Below are 14,939 nucleotides of genomic sequence, written 5' to 3' on the forward strand. Positions count from 1 at the left end.
TTTTCAGTAAGCCTTATTTTGAGTTCGGGACGCAGGATAGCTAACACGTGTACGCTGAACAAGTCCGATCAGTTCGAACCTGAACCGCCTAACCAGCGTAGCGGCCACGGAAAGCGATGACGACTCTCTTGCTGTGTCGCCTGCGCAATACGTTCCTGAATGGTTTGCCGTAACGTTTGTCCTTCGCCGTCCCAGAGTAGCTGGGTCAGAATGGGCAGCGCTTCCGTCACGTCATCGACTGCCCAGATAAAGAACTGCTCATCCGCAACGGCCTGTTGCAGTTCCTGCGCCAGGCTCAGGTGACGAACGTTGGCGGAGGGAATGATGACTCCCTGTTTACCGGTCAGCCCACGCTGCTGGCAAATAGCAAAGAAGCCCTCAATTTTCTCGTTAAGCCCGCCAACCGGCTGTACGCGACCAAACTGATCGACAGAACCGGTAATGGCGATGCTCTGATTAATCGGCACATTGGCCAGCGAGCTGATCAGCGCGCACAGTTCGGCCATGGAGGCGCTATCGCCATCCACTTCGCTGTAGGACTGCTCGAAGGTCAGGGAGGCGGTGAAGGGGAGCTGTTGTTCGAGCTCCAGCTCGGACATCAGAAACGCCTGCATGATCATCATGCCTTTTGCATGAATGTTGCCACCGAGCTCGGCCTTACGCTCAACGTCAATAAATTCGCCGTCGCCGATATGTACGACGCAGCTAATACGTGAAGGCTCGCCAAACGCACGCGGATGGCCCGGAAACTCAATGACGGAGAGTGCGTTGATTTGTCCGACGCATTCGCCTTCGGTCTCGATCAGGATTTGCTCCTGCAGTATTTCATCCTGGATGCGTTCAGCAAGGTAGCCTTCGCGCCACAAACGACGCTCCAGCATGGTTTGCATCTCTTCAGCGCTAATCTCTTCACCTTCACAGAACGCGGCGGCTTCGCGAAGCTGGCGAGCAATCCAGAGCACGCACAGCGGCAAGGTTTCCTGATCGCCTGTATAACGCGCACCTTCCTGGATCAGCAGCGGCCAGGCGTTAGCTGACAGCCCCGGGAGCTCGAGCAGCTGAGCATTTTGCCAGACCCACTGGCACCACTGCTTCAGCGTATCGGCGTCAGCGATTTGCAGATTATCTTCATATTCGCTGTAGATAGCCTGCGCAGAAAGCTCGGGTTCCATCTCCTGAAAATCAGCAAGAGATTCCCGCTCGCCGATCAGGATAACTTTCAAACTCAGGGGCATAGAGGGAATGCTGACCGGAAGAGGGCGGGACTCATCGAATGATAACCAGTCAAAACGCTGGCGGGTTACCATATTTTTTAGCCGCATCCACAGCAGGGGCTGTGCCAGTAATGCACGGAGGGAGAGAATTAATACCCCGCCGTTAGCGCGATGGACCAGACCGGGTTGTAACGTGATTTCACCATTAAACTGGCGCACGCAGCCAAAAAGCTGCTCTGCTTCGATCCAGTCCGCGGCTTCAACCGGCGCAACGCTGGCGAAATTATCTTCAGCCGTTTGTGCCGGGGAGAGCGAGATTTTTCCGCCATCAACCTGATAGCGAACGCCACAGAGCGTTTGTGCCGGTTGGTGTAAAGTACGGGTTTCGTTAGCCAGCCACTGCAGGTACTCCGGCTCTTCCGGAATTTTAACCAGCATAAACGGCGAAATGGCTGGAGTGACCAGGAGCTGCTCCAGGCCATAGAAGAGTCGGGGTTGCAGTTCGCCTGAGAGCGATGTCTCTGCGTGAGCTAAGTCGGCTTGTGCAAACAGCGCCTGATAACTTTCCGTATCAGGAGCGAGGTCGTTTCGGGTAAGTTTCGTAATGGTCAAAGTCGCTGTTTTTTAGTCAGATGTAAAACGCGCGATTATACATTATGCGGCGTCCGAGCACACGAGGGATTGCGATTGTCGCGGTGATAACGAATCTACCAACATCACGAAAGATCATTTATTCTCAGCACATCAGGAAAAAACTGATATCCTGAAATGAGTTACACGGTCACATTGAGATCGCAATGAAATATCAACAACTGGAAAATCTTGAAAGCGGCTGGAAATGGACTTATCTGGTAAAAAAGCACCGGGAAGGTGAGCTTATTACCCGCTACATTGAAGCCAGCGCTGCGCAAGCCGCCGTCGATTTATTACTGACGCTCGAAAATGAACCCGTGCTGGTGAATACCTGGATTGAGCAGCATATCAATCCGGCGCTGGTGAACCGCATGAAGCAGACTATCCGCGCCCGACGTAAGCGTCATTTTAACGCGGAGCATCAGCATACGCGTAAAAAGTCTATCGACCTGGAGTTCATGGTCTGGCAGCGTCTGGCGGGTCTGGCGCAAAGACGGGGTAAAACGCTTTCTGAAACCATTGTGCAGTTGATTGAGGATGCTGAGCATAAAGAGAAGTATGCCAGCAAGATGTCCAGCCTGAAGCATGATTTGCAGGTACTGTTAGGTAAAGAGTAGCGATGCAAGCATCGGGATATATCGGTGCGTTGCTGCTTTTTGATAGCGGAATTTAAGGTAAAAAAAACCCCGCATCGCGGGGTTTTTTATTAACGAGATAACTTAAGCCTGCGGCTGAGTTACAACGTCTTTGTAGCCTTTAACTTCGATTTCTACACGACGGTCCGGCGCCAGGCAGTCGATCAGAGCTGCGCGAGCTTTCACGTTGTCACAGGTGTTGCCAGTAACCGGGTTGGATTCGCCCATACCGCGAGCAGAGATTTTGCTAGCCGGGATACCTTTGGATACCAGGTAATCAACAACGGACTGAGCACGTTTCTCAGACAGCTGCTGGTTGTAGGCATCAGAACCGATACGGTCGGTGTAGCCCAGAACAACTGCGGAACCGTCTTTCGGGTCCATGTTGCTCAGCTGGGTGTACAGCTGATCCAGAGCCTGCTGGCCTTCTGGTTTCAGAGTAGATTTGTTGAAGTTGAACAGAACGTCAGACTTCAGGGTGAAGTGCTTGGTAGTCACTTCTGGAGCCGGAGCCGGCGCCGGAGCTACAACCGGAGCAACGTCGTCCTGACCGAAGCGGTAGGATACGCCCAGGCTCAGCATGCCGTTATCAGGACGGGTACCAACGGTGCCAGCGTCGCCGATGTTGTTAACCCACTGGTATTCCAGACGGGTTGCGATGTCACGAGTAACAGCCCACTCTAAGCCGCCCGCGAATACCGGGGAGACGCCAGTGTCGTGTTCGCTACGGGAAACGCCGGTAGAAGCGTAGTTACCTTTGGAGTCAGCGCGCCAAACCATACCACCCAGACGGGTATAGATATCCAGATCGTCAGTGATCGGGTAACCCAGTTTAGCAGTCAGCTGAACGCCCTGAGCTTTGAAAGCGCCGTTGTCAACGCTGCCTTTGTAAGCCATACGGCCCAGCCAGTCGTAACCCATTTCAAAACCGAGGTACGGGTTAACCTGGTAACCACCAAACGCACCAGCACCCAGCTGATCGTTACGGGTCGGGCCGTTGTTGCCCTGGAAACCGTTACCGTAGAAACCGGTGTCGTGATACTGGGACCAGCCCAGTTTAGCACCTGCGTACCAGGTGTTATCTTTCGGAGCGGCCTGCGCTACGGTAGCGAAGCCAGCCAGTGCCACTGCAATCGCGATAGCTGTCTTTTTCATTTTTTGCGCCTCATTATCATCCAAAATTCGCCATGAAGGTTCAGAAGACCTCACGGTTAAATCCTTCACCCGGGGCGTGACTTGTTGTTAACTATGCTGATACATGCAGCGTAAGCCGATCACCCCTGGCGATGTAAAGTCTACAACTTAGTTCGAAACTTACAAGTGTGAACTCCGTCAGGCATATGAAAAAAAAGGGTTGTGTACGCTATGTTTAACCAATACGGTTGAACTTAATCGAGGCAAAAAAAGTCGCGAAGCCGCATCAGACAAGCATTTTAACAAAAATGCCGTTCAAGAAAGCCCATCTCGCGCCAGGGCAAAAAAAATTCCAGGATTAATCCTAAACTCGGTTAATGATACAGGTTTGAGTGAATTTTTAGCCCAGAAAGTTGTCTGCCTGGCTGATTGGTATTTCTTACCGGACGCATGATAAAGCCCATCGCGTGACCCTCTTCTGCAGCGGCAACCAGGCGTTCATGTTCCTCAATGCTCAGTTCTTCTGATAGCCAGCCAATAACGACGCTATAATTTCCCGTGCGCAGTGAGCGAACCATGGATTCCAGGGTGTTAGCGGGGGAGAGCTGGCTGATCTGCATCACCTTCGACAGCGGCAAACCGGACGACTGCACCCATTCACGACTCAGCTTCTGTTGTGGCGTCAGCCAGAGCTGCCAGCGCGATTGCTGGCCAAGCTGTTGTAATAAAGGAAGCAATAGCAGCTGCGTCATCATGGGCTGGTCTTCTCGATAGACTATTTCACTGATCAGCCCATTAGCTGGCTGTTCGGCAGCGTCATGAGAGCGACGACGTACTGAAGTAGAAGTCAGTGTTGAACGATTTGCGTGAGCTGATGTAAACATAGTCTATCCCGCCTGTGGGTTACTGTATGCATATACAGTATATGCGGCCGGGTGAAAGATCAACCCTATTTTCTCTGTTGCTGGATGAAATTTGTACGTCGCCGGGAGTGAACCCGAACCGGTCGCATCGGATGTCCGCGCGTACACAATGTGAATTCATGGTTGTCGCGCTTTCTTGCTGGCTAAATTCTTCTCATAAATGATGGCATTAACGGTCTATGAGCGAACAGGGATGCCCTGCTCTCTGTACGCTACTGTGATGAATATTAATTAAGCATTTTATCTTTCCCGCGTTTAACTTCATCAAATGACTATTTTCTGAAAGCGGCTCGCAAAAAAACACGCTGATTAAAATGAACAGATAATTCATGTTGCCGCATGAAGAGAAGTCACTTATTTTCTCTTTTAACGGATCCGTTAGCACATTTATGTCTTATTTACATGATTAACAAAGGAATAATCATGAAGAAACTTATATGTCTTAGGATCCATCAGTTTCGGGCATGTTTGTCTCCATTAGGAAAAATAAGCTGTCGGCCCTTATTTGGTGGCTATAGCCTGGCGATAGATAATACCGTGTTTGCCATGATGGCTGAGGGAGAGATCTATCTTCGGGTTTGCGAGCAGAGCGCGGAGTACCGCGTGGCGCATAAAAACCCGCTGTTGAAGATGCAGAAGAATGGTCGTCTGGTCGCGCTGAAGTATTATCATATTGATGAGGAACTTTGGCGGGATAGCAAAATGCTTTTTCATTTATCGGCGCTGTCATTACAGAGCGCGCGTCATGAAAAACATCGGCAGCGACATTCCGGAAGATTAAAAAATTTGCCAAATATCAGTTTTCATATGGAACTACAGCTGATTAATTCAGGCATTACGGATGAATTGATGCTGCGTAAGATTGGGGCCAAAGAAGCCTGGTTGAGGTTACGAAAAATAAATAAAGCGCTAACGGTGAATATTCTTTATTCCTTACAGGGGGCTATTGAAGGCGTCCACGCGGCCACGCTCCCGACGCAGCAGCGTCAGGAGCTTGAGAAGTGGGCAACGGAACAGATGCGGGAGAGTGAGAGCTATTCAGGTTGAATCTCAACCTGTCGCTGTAGCCGGCAAATCTCTGGCAGCAGCGCCAGTAGCAGCCCGATTTGTTGAAGCACTAACGGCTCTTTGCTATCGGCACGAGGTTCAAGATGCTGTATCCGGGTTTGCAGGCTTGTTAGAGCTTGCTGTACCCGCTGTTCATCGGCCGGTGAGTGGTGCAGCGCGTCATCAACATAACAAACGGCATCGTCCAGCAGCGCCAGGATATCTGGCGTTGTCAGCTTTTCCCTGTGTGCGCCCAGGGCGGAGATATAGCTGGTAAAAGTGTGGTTCAGGCATAACAACCGAAAAGCGGTTTCCCGCATTTGCGAGCCCGCTCTGGGTTCCGTTGATAAGTTTGATACAACGGATGCCAGCTCACCGTCCCTGCTGTGCGCCGCTCTTCGCGCAATACGATAGGCAAGACGGTTGTCGCGCCCCTGATGATATTGCTCGAGTATGGCGTCTAAATATCGGCAGTTGGCATTGATTGCTTGTTCAAGTACTCGGGGCAGGTTGCGGAATTTCCAGTCTGGCCAAATAAAGCTGACTGCGGCCCAGGCGATAGCGCAGCCGATCAGCGTATCAAATATACGCGGTAGGGCGACTTCAAAACCTTCCCCCAGGAGGTTAAAGCACAGCAAAACCAGAAGGGTAATGAACATGGTCGCATGGGCGTACTGTACATTACGGAACGCGAAGAACAGCACGCCGGTCAGGACAATTAAAAGCAGCTGGCCTTCGACGGAAGGGACGAGAAGCAGCACCGGCAGGCCTATCGCTACGCCGATGAGCGTACCGATTATCCTTAACGCCAGCCGGTGACGAGTGGCGTTATAGTTTGGCTGGCATACGAACAGGCTGGTCAGCAATATCCAGTAACCGTGGTTCAGTCCGGTTAACTGGATAAATGCATAACCTGCGCACAGGACTAATGACATTCGAACCGCATGGCGAAACAGAGCTGACTCTGGGGTCATATTACTGCGCAGGCGCAGCCAGATATCGCTGAAACTGCCGGGTTGGTCGTCGGCTAACAGGTTTTCCGTGTTGTGACTGGACTGTACAGTCGTCTGGACGGATTCAATTGTCGCCAGCTGGGCGTCAATGGCGCGTAAGTTATTAAGCAAAAATCCCAACGCCTTAATCTGTTCTGCCGGCGCGCCGCTGGCTTTTACGCGATCGAGCGCGGCGTCAAGATGCATAAAAGCGCGCTCAAAGTGAGTGTCATGAAGGTAGGGTTCGCGTAGCAGGATGGCACGAGACAGTTTCTGGCAGGCCTGCGCCTGCATTGACAGCATACGCTGGAAGCGGAACATCACGTCACTGTAGCGAAAATGATCGCGCAGCGTTTGGTATTGAATATGCGATGAGCTTGCGCGTTCGTGGATGTCCTGCGCCACGAAGTAATACTGCAAAGTGCGACGCGTTCCGCGCTGCCCGCGATCGCCGCGCAGGCGAGTCAGCAGGGAAACTTTCGTCTGATTCAGCGTGGCCACAAGCTGGCCATTGGCTATCGCCAGGTCATACAGCGGAGCCTGGCTTTCATCTTCAATATCCGGATCGAACAGGCGTGATTTAAGCTCCAGATAGTGAGCTAACTGCTCGTAGCTGCGTGCCAGATTGTCCTGAAGAGGACGGATAGGGAAAATCAGATGTCCGGAGAGGGTAAGTAAGTTGTACCACACCGCGCCAGCCAGCAAAAACAGCGGCTGAAGATACCAGTGGCTGTAAAGCGTAACGCCCAGCATGGTATAGATGGCGATTAACAAAGCACCAAAGGCGATGGTGGCATAGCGTTGGCCCAGGCCGCCGAGCAAAATAAAACCGATTGTTGAAACGGTTAATCCCGCCGCAAATAACCACGGCCAGGGAAAAAGGAGTTCCACTGAGGCTGAAGCAATAAAAAAGCACACGAGGGTAATGGCCAGATTACGCAGACGTCCTGTCAGGCGGTCATCAAGGTCGGTCAGCGCCGCTGCCACCACCCCGAGTGTTAGAGGAATCGTGAGTTTTACTTCGCCAAGCCACCAGGGAAATGCGGTCGTGCCGCAGAGTGCGATAAATATCCTGATGTTATATAACCAGGCACTGTTCCATGTATAGCGGCGTAGCAGGGGGGTGAGCATTTCTCTATTCCATTCAATTACTGAAAGCGGCGACGCGCATTGGCTTCACGCGCGGCGCGAGCGGTCTCGACGGAGACGACTCGTCGGCCTACTGGCCATAAAGCAATAGCGGCGATTTTAAAATTGGCGATACCAACCGGGATGCCAATGATAGTCAGGCATTGGGCGATACCACAAAAGATATGCATCAGGCACAGCCACCAGCCAAAGAAAATAAACCATAAAATATTCAATAGTGTCCCACCCGCGTTTAGCAGGCTATTCTTTCCCTGAGGATCGAGTTCGTCGACATGAACGGCCTCATTCCCATAGGGAAAAAGAGAGAGTTTTGTTATCTCCCAGCAGGAGCGGGTGAGAGGCAGGGTAAAGATCAGCACAATGCTGACCAGCGTCGCCAGAAGCCAGCCGAGCGTGGTGGCGAATCCGCCAAGGATAAAGTTTAAAATATTCAGAACGGTACGCATAAACCCTCTGCTTAATACGGTGGATAATAAGGCACGGCCATTGTAGCGTTTTTTACGCTGGAGCACCCGGTCGCTGGCGGTTAAACTTAAAAACATCCAACCTGATTGAAATTCGACATTATATGGAACTTAGAGCGACAACATTGGGCAAGCGTATGGCTCAGCATCCTTATGACAGGGTGCAACTTCTTAATGCCGGAGTAAAGGTTTCCGGTGATAGCCATGAATATCTTATACCTTTCAATCAGTTATTATCAATTCATTGCAAGCGTGGGCTGGTTTGGGGGGAGCTGGAGTTTACCCTACCGGGCGAGAAAGTTGTGCGTTTGCACGGTACCGAATGGAGTGAAACCCAGCGTTTTTACCATCATCTGAACACGCTCTGGCAGCAGTGGAGCGCGGAAATGAGCGATATTGCCGCTGATGTACTTCGCCAGCAGCTGGCGGAAGTGGCGCGTTGCAGCGCGGAAGGTAAATGGTTGACGCGTCAGCAGGTAAGCGATATTCAGCGCAAAATACGCCATGCGCTGAGCGGATTACCAGTGCCGACAGTCCGTCTTGATGCTTTTGATAACTGCCGCGAGCTATGGCGGCAATGCCAGAGTTGGTTGAGTAATACGGAAAAAGCCAGGCTCGAGCATAACCAAACTTTTACGGAATCCATGCTGGAGCAATACCGCGGATTTTTTGCCGCAGTGGAATCATCGCCGTTGAATCCGGCTCAGGCACGCGCAGTCGTAAACGGCGAGCGTTCGTTATTAGTTCTGGCGGGTGCCGGAAGCGGTAAAACTTCCGTGTTAGTGGCGCGCGCAGGCTGGTTATTGACCCGTGGCGAGGCGGCGGCTGAGCAAATTCTGCTACTGGCGTTTGGTCGGCAAGCCGCGCAGGAGATGGATGAGCGCATCCGCGAGCGCCTGGGCACTGAAGAGATCTCTGCGCGTACTTTTCACTCCCTTGCCCTGCACATTATCCAGCAGGGCAGTAAAAAAGCCCCGACGATCAGCAAGCTGGAGAGCGACAGCGCTGCACGGCAAAAACTTTTAGTACAGAGCTGGCAGCAGCAGTGCCAGGAGAAAAAAGCGCAGGCGAAAGGCTGGCGATTGTGGCTGGAGGAGGAAATGGGGTGGCAGATCCCTGAAGGGGATTTCTGGCAGGACAAAAAGCTGCAGCGTCGTGTTGCCAGCCGCCTTGACCGCTGGGTTAGCTTGATGCGTATGCATGGCGGCTCGCAGGCTGAGATGATTGCCGGGGCCCCTGAAGAGGTACGCGACCTTTTTGGCAAGCGCGTTAAGCTGATGGCCCCTCTGCTAAAAGCGTGGAAAACGGCGTTAAAAGATGAAAACGCCGTCGATTTCTCCGGCCTGATTCATCAGGCGATCAATATTCTGGATAAAGGGCGGTTCGTCAGCCCGTGGAAGCATATTCTGGTGGATGAGTTTCAGGATATCTCCCCGCAGCGGGCATCCCTACTCGCCGCGTTACGTCGGCAAAACACGCAGACGACGCTGTTTGCCGTTGGCGATGACTGGCAGGCCATCTACCGTTTCAGCGGTGCTCAGCTCTCTTTAACAACGGCCTTTAATCACTATTTTGGCGAAGGGGATTGCTGTGCGCTGGATACGACGTACCGATTTAATAGCCGGATAGGCGAGATAGCCAACGGGTTTATCCAGCAAAATCCGCACCAGTTAACGAAACCACTAAACAGCCTGGTCGCAGGGGACAAAAAAGCGGTGACGTTATTGGCGGAGGACAAACTCGACGATCTGCTTGATAAAATGAGCGGCTATGTCAAACGAGAGCAGCGGATTTTATTGCTAGCGCGCTATCATCATTTGAAGCCGGCGGCGCTGGAGAAAGCCGCCACGCGCTGGCCGCATCTGCAGCTCGATTTTATGACTATTCATGCCAGCAAAGGACAACAAGCTGATTACGTCATAATTCTTGGCCTTCAGGAGGGGGATGATGCGTTTCCTGCACCGGCGCGTGAGTCGATTATGGAGCAGGCGCTCTTACCGCAGCCGGAGGATTTTCCCGATGCCGAAGAGAGGCGTTTGCTGTATGTCGCCATCACCCGCGCCCGCCTGCGCGTATGGCTGTTGTTTAATAAAGAGCAACCTTCGCCGTTTGTTGAAATGCTAGAGGCGCTGGATGTGCCGGTAGCAAGAAAGCCATGATGGCTGGCGGCGTGGCCGCCAGCGGGGCTTATTTCAGACGCTCTGCAAGGTAGCGCTGATAATCAGGGATCAGGATATCAACGGGGTCGCTGAAGTGCGGGGACTGGATAATAAAGTCGGCGGTTGAGACATTGGTGGCGACGGGAATATTCCATACCGTCGCCAAACGTAATAACGCTTTAACATCCGGGTCGTGTGGCACGGCATTTAGCGGATCCCAGAAAAAAATCAATACATCGATTTTACCTTCTGAAATCAGCGCACCCACCTGCTGGTCGCCGCCCATGGGACCACTCAGCATCGCATGCACCTCCAGCCCGGTTGCGCGTGACACCAGATTTCCGGTCGTTCCTGTCGCCGAGAGCGTGTGTTGCGCCAGCAATGGCTGGTGGCGCTCGACCCACTTCATCAGCATATCTTTACAGTGATCGTGAGCAACCAGCGCAATATGCTTGCGTGCTGGCAAGGTACGTGTTGTTAGTTCCATCATTTCATTCCACATTTTGGCCTGTAGACAGATTACTGGAAGTGACTGTTGCTGCAAGCGTCGGGATGAAAAAATTTGACGCATCTGCAGGTCAGGACTCATGCGGGTTCATCCGGATTAGCATACACTTGGGCTAAATAGCAGGAGGATGATGATGAAAGAAAACGATATCGCAGGTATTTTGACCTCGACACGGACTATCGCCCTGGTGGGGGCAAGTGACAAACCTGACCGCCCAAGCTATCGGGTGATGAAGTATCTTCTGGAGCAGGGATATCACGTCATTCCCGTTTCCCCTAAGGTTGCGGGTACCACGCTGCTGGGGCAAAAAGGGTATGCCACGCTTGCTGACGTGCCGGAAAAAGTGGATATGGTCGATGTTTTCCGTAACTCAGAAGCGGCCTGGGGCGTCGCCCAGGAGGCAGTGGCTATCGGTGCGAAAACGCTATGGCTACAGCTGGGGGTAATCAATGAACAGGCGGCTGTTCTCGCCCGAGACGCCGGTCTAAACGTGGTGATGGATCGCTGTCCGGCGATAGAGATCCCGCGATTAGGATTAGCCCGTTAAACCTAAAACCCCGCCTGGCGGGGTTTTTTATTATCAATATTGATTAAGTTATTAATGGTCAATATTTTAATTAAAACTACATCGAAACGTTTCTTTATTTTAAAATAAAACCCATTGTCTTTGTGGATTTAACAGGCATCGTCCAGGTTTTATCTCCCTTATTACTTAAAATTTCCTTGCGAGGATAATTTATTTCTTATAAATAAACCATAGAAAATATATGGGGAATCCTTATAAAATATTTTAAAGTTTAAAAAAATAATTGTTTTTTCTCATGTCATTTATATGACTAATATCACAGATATTTTTGGCGTAGCGTTAAAATGGAGGTTTGGTGATATAAGAAATGTATTATCCATGATTTTATCTTCATTGTAATAACCGTGAGCAATCATTTTTCTTATGGTCTATATTAACATCTCAAAATGTAAGTTTATTATTTTAAGTTGTTGTAATTTAAGTAATTTAATTTATTACAGAATGTAATTGGATTATTTTGCTTTCACCTTGCGGGACTCCGTTAAGTGGTATATCTAATAAGATGCATAATTAAGAATTATCTCATACCTCTGACTGCGTCTTCATCTCAAGGGTGCAACCTGATGAAAAATATAAATGTGACAGTGAAAGAAACTGGTGCTGAATACACCGTCGATGGCAATCAAGTTAATCTCAATACGCAGTCAGTGGTCCTCCTGCACGTTAAGCGTGAGGATATTCGTTCATATACCCGACAAGGTAATGATCTTGTTCTAAAACTCCAAAACGGTGACACCGTTACAATTAAAAACTTTTTCGTTGTGGATGAGCATGGACAGCACAGTGATTTGGTTCTTATGGATGATGAGACCGGCGCGCTATGGTGGCTAGAAGGTGCGGGTACCGATGGGGCACACTATTCGCTGATTAGCGATCTTTCAGAAGTCATCGCGACCGGTGGCGCGGGACAAAGTATTGCCGGTTGGGTTATGGCTGGCGCGGCTTTGCTGGGTATTGCGGCAATGTTCGCCGGCACCTCAAACAAAGACCACCACTCTTCGGTTTCTGAAAGCGATTCTGATGCTGACAGTGATTCAGACTCCGACAGTGATACGGATGCTGACAGCGATAGCGACTCTGATTCAGACAGTGATTCTGATTCAGATAGTGATTCCGATTCTGACAGTGATTCCGACTCGGATTCAGATTCAGATAGTGATTCGGATGCTGACAGCGACGCGGATAGTGATTCTGATGCTGACAGTGACTCCGATACTGATACCGAGCTACCTACCGCGGCACAGAACATAGCGGTCATTGACAATGTGGGCCCCATCACCGGTGTGCTGCATTCTGGTGATGTCACTGACGATACGACCCCGGAGATTAAAGGGACAGCAGAGGCTGGGGCAACGATAACGATTTATGACGGCGATACCAAACTGGGTTCTGTCGTCGCGGATGAAAATGGCAACTGGAGCTTCACGTTACCGGAGCTGAGCGAGGGTTCCCACAGCCTGAGCGCGACGGTGACGGACAAAGCCGGCAACGTCAGCGAACGTTCGCCGGCGTTTGAACTGACCATCGATACCACTGCGCCGGCAGCCAGCATTCCGCAGGTAACCGACAATGTTGCAGAGCACACAGGCCAGCTGCAGAGCGGGGATCTGACCAACGATGCGACGCCCACCCTGAACGGCACGGCGGAAGCGGGATCCACGGTGACGATCTATGACGGCGACACCGTGCTGGGCACAGTGGTTGCCGGCGAGGATGGACGCTGGAGCTTCACGCCAGCTAGTCTGGAGGAAGGCGCCCACAGCCTGAGCACTACGGTAACGGACAAAGCCGGGAACGTCAGCGAACGTTCGCCGGCGTTTGAACTGACGGTAGACACTATAGTGAACCCGGTTAGCGATCTGCAGGTAACTGATAATGCAGGAGAAGACACGGGTACACTGAACAGCGGTAGCGTGACGGATGATGATACACCAACCTTGAGCGGTACGGCGGAAGCGGGCGCCACGATCACAATTTATGACGGTGATACCGTACTGGGCACCGCGATTGCGGACGAGGACGGACGCTGGAGCTTTACTCCTGACGCCCTGGCTGAAGGATCCCATAGCCTGAGCACCACGGTGACCGATCTGGCCGGCAACGTCAGCGAACGATCCCCGATATTTATATTAACTGTCGATCTTAGCGATGACACCGACTCCGACAGCGACTCGGACTCCGACTCCGACAGTGACTCGGATTCAGACAGCGATTCGGACTCTGACAGCGACTCGGATTCCGACAGCGATTCGGACTCTGACAGCGACTCGGACTCTGACAGCGACTCGGATTCCGACAGCGACTCCGACTCTGACAGCGACTCGGATTCAGATAGCGATTCCGACTCCGACAGCGACTCGGATTCAGACAGCGATTCTGACTCGGACAGCGATTCTGACTCGGACAGCGATTCTGACTCGGACTCCGACAGTGATTCGGACTCCGATAGTGACTCGGACTCCGACAGTGACTCGGATTCTGACAGCGACTCCGACTCTGACAGCGATTCTGACTCTGACAGCGATTCGGATTCTGACAGTGACTCGGATTCTGACAGTGACTCCGATTCAGACAGCGATTCGGACTCTGACAGCGACTCCGATTCCGACAGCGATGCCGATTCAGACAGCGATTCGGACTCCGACAGTGATTCCGACTCGGACAGCGATGCTGACTCTGACAGCGACTCCGATTCCGACAGCGACTCTGACTCTGACAGCGATTCGGACTCCGACTCTGACAGTGATTCGGATTCGGACAGCGATTCGGACTCTGACAGCGACTCGGACTCCGACAGCGACTCGGACTCTGACAGTGATTCTGACTCCGACAGCGACTCGGATTCTGACAGTGATTCGGATTCCGACAGCGATTCTGACTCCGACAGTGACTCGGATTCAGACAGCGATTCTGACTCCGACAGTGACTCAGACTCTGACAGCGATTCGGATTCCGACAGTGACTCGGATTCTGACAGCGATTCTGACTCGGACAGCGATTCCGACTCTGACAGTGATTCGGACTCGGACAGCGATTCCGACTCCGACAGCGATTCCGACTCCGACAGTGATTCGGATAGTGACAGTGATTCGGATTCAGACAGCGACTCCGATTCCGACAGCGATGCTGACTCCGACAGTGATTCGGACTCCGACAGCGACTCCGACTCTGACAGTGATTCGGACTCCGACAGCGACTCGGATTCCGACAGCGATTCTGACTCTGACAGCGATTCGGATTCCGACAGCGACTCGGACTCCGACAGCGACTCGGATTCCGACAGCGACTCGGATTCTGACAGTGACTCGGATTCAGACAGCGATTCTGACTCCGACAGTGACTCAGACTCTGACAGCGATTCGGATTCCGACAGTGACTCGGATTCTGACAGCGATTCTGACTCGGACAGCGATTCCGACTCTGACAGTGATTCGGACTCGGACAGCGATTCCGACTCCGACAGTGATTCGGATAGTGACAGTGATTCGGATTCAG

The 14,939-nt window shown here is 51.9% G+C and carries 11 protein-coding genes; 5 read left to right on the forward strand and 6 right to left on the reverse strand.

Annotation, left to right across the window (positions count from 1 at the left end):
- Window positions 1–68: 68 nt before the first annotated feature.
- The gene (locus tag ABLU88_RS20185; protein WP_348837738.1) at window positions 69–1,826 is read right to left on the reverse strand and encodes a Lon protease family protein; all 1,758 of its coding nucleotides are present in this window, start codon (window positions 1,824–1,826) and stop codon (window positions 69–71) included.
- Between the two features lie 185 nt (window positions 1,827–2,011).
- On the opposite strand from ABLU88_RS20185, the gene matP reads away from it, so the two are divergent.
- Window positions 2,012–2,464 (forward strand): macrodomain Ter protein MatP, encoded by a 453-nt coding sequence (matP, locus tag ABLU88_RS20190; protein WP_014228663.1) that lies wholly within the window; start codon window positions 2,012–2,014, stop codon window positions 2,462–2,464.
- Between the two features lie 102 nt (window positions 2,465–2,566).
- Here the strand turns inward: matP and ompA are convergent, their stop codons facing one another.
- Window positions 2,567–3,637, reverse strand: a complete 1,071-nt coding sequence (gene ompA / locus ABLU88_RS20195; RefSeq protein WP_004849520.1) for a porin OmpA — start codon at window positions 3,635–3,637, stop codon at window positions 2,567–2,569.
- 353 nt (window positions 3,638–3,990) lie between these two features.
- A complete protein-coding gene (gene sulA / locus ABLU88_RS20200; protein WP_122117201.1) occupies window positions 3,991–4,500 on the reverse strand; it encodes an SOS-induced cell division inhibitor SulA in 510 nt (169 codons plus the stop codon).
- A 462-nt stretch (window positions 4,501–4,962) separates the two neighbouring features.
- On the opposite strand from sulA, the gene ABLU88_RS20205 reads away from it, so the two are divergent.
- On the forward strand, window positions 4,963–5,586 hold the full coding sequence (locus ABLU88_RS20205; protein WP_046878167.1) for a TfoX/Sxy family DNA transformation protein: 624 nt from the start codon (window positions 4,963–4,965) through the stop codon (window positions 5,584–5,586).
- Here the strand turns inward: ABLU88_RS20205 and yccS are convergent.
- Window positions 5,574–7,709, reverse strand: coding sequence for a YccS family putative transporter (yccS, locus tag ABLU88_RS20210; protein ID WP_046878166.1), 2,136 nt, complete (start codon window positions 7,707–7,709; stop codon window positions 5,574–5,576). The two genes, ABLU88_RS20205 and yccS, sit on opposite strands and share 13 nt — an antisense overlap.
- A 17-nt stretch (window positions 7,710–7,726) precedes the next feature.
- Window positions 7,727–8,173, reverse strand: coding sequence for a YccF domain-containing protein (locus tag ABLU88_RS20215; RefSeq protein ID WP_004849527.1), 447 nt, complete (start codon window positions 8,171–8,173; stop codon window positions 7,727–7,729).
- Window positions 8,174–8,295: 122 nt separating this feature from the next.
- Here ABLU88_RS20215 and helD point away from each other — a divergent pair, with 122 nt between their 5' ends.
- On the forward strand, window positions 8,296–10,350 hold the full coding sequence (helD, locus tag ABLU88_RS20220; RefSeq protein ID WP_049079886.1) for a DNA helicase IV: 2,055 nt from the start codon (window positions 8,296–8,298) through the stop codon (window positions 10,348–10,350).
- A 28-nt stretch (window positions 10,351–10,378) separates the two neighbouring features.
- Here the strand turns inward: helD and mgsA are convergent, their stop codons facing one another.
- Window positions 10,379–10,837 (reverse strand): methylglyoxal synthase, encoded by a 459-nt coding sequence (gene mgsA, locus ABLU88_RS20225; protein ID WP_014228668.1) that lies wholly within the window; start codon window positions 10,835–10,837, stop codon window positions 10,379–10,381.
- A gap of 154 nt (window positions 10,838–10,991) precedes the next feature.
- Here mgsA and ABLU88_RS20230 point away from each other — a divergent pair, with 154 nt between their 5' ends.
- Complete coding sequence (locus ABLU88_RS20230; RefSeq protein ID WP_014228669.1) at window positions 10,992–11,405, forward strand: CoA-binding protein; 414 nt, start codon at window positions 10,992–10,994, stop codon at window positions 11,403–11,405.
- Between the two features lie 602 nt (window positions 11,406–12,007).
- Window positions 12,008–14,939 (forward strand): Ig-like domain-containing protein (locus ABLU88_RS20235; RefSeq protein ID WP_348837742.1); only part of this gene is annotated, 2,932 nt, incomplete at its 3' end.

The organism is Klebsiella sp. GW_Kp182 (genome assembly GCF_040062275.1).
GTDB lineage: Bacteria > Pseudomonadota > Gammaproteobacteria > Enterobacterales > Enterobacteriaceae > Klebsiella > Klebsiella michiganensis.

Coding starts and splice junctions, on each gene's coding strand:
- matP (WP_014228663.1), top strand. CDS start 2,012: ATGAAATATCAACAACTGGAAAATCTTGAAAGCGGCTGGAAATGGACT.
- ompA (WP_004849520.1), bottom strand. CDS start 3,637: ATGAAAAAGACAGCTATCGCGATTGCAGTGGCACTGGCTGGCTTCGCT.
- sulA (WP_122117201.1), bottom strand. CDS start 4,500: ATGTTTACATCAGCTCACGCAAATCGTTCAACACTGACTTCTACTTCA.
- ABLU88_RS20205 (WP_046878167.1), top strand. CDS start 4,963: ATGAAGAAACTTATATGTCTTAGGATCCATCAGTTTCGGGCATGTTTG.
- yccS (WP_046878166.1), bottom strand. CDS start 7,709: ATGCTCACCCCCCTGCTACGCCGCTATACATGGAACAGTGCCTGGTTA.
- ABLU88_RS20215 (WP_004849527.1), bottom strand. CDS start 8,173: ATGCGTACCGTTCTGAATATTTTAAACTTTATCCTTGGCGGATTCGCC.
- helD (WP_049079886.1), top strand. CDS start 8,296: ATGGAACTTAGAGCGACAACATTGGGCAAGCGTATGGCTCAGCATCCT.
- mgsA (WP_014228668.1), bottom strand. CDS start 10,837: ATGGAACTAACAACACGTACCTTGCCAGCACGCAAGCATATTGCGCTG.
- ABLU88_RS20230 (WP_014228669.1), top strand. CDS start 10,992: ATGAAAGAAAACGATATCGCAGGTATTTTGACCTCGACACGGACTATC.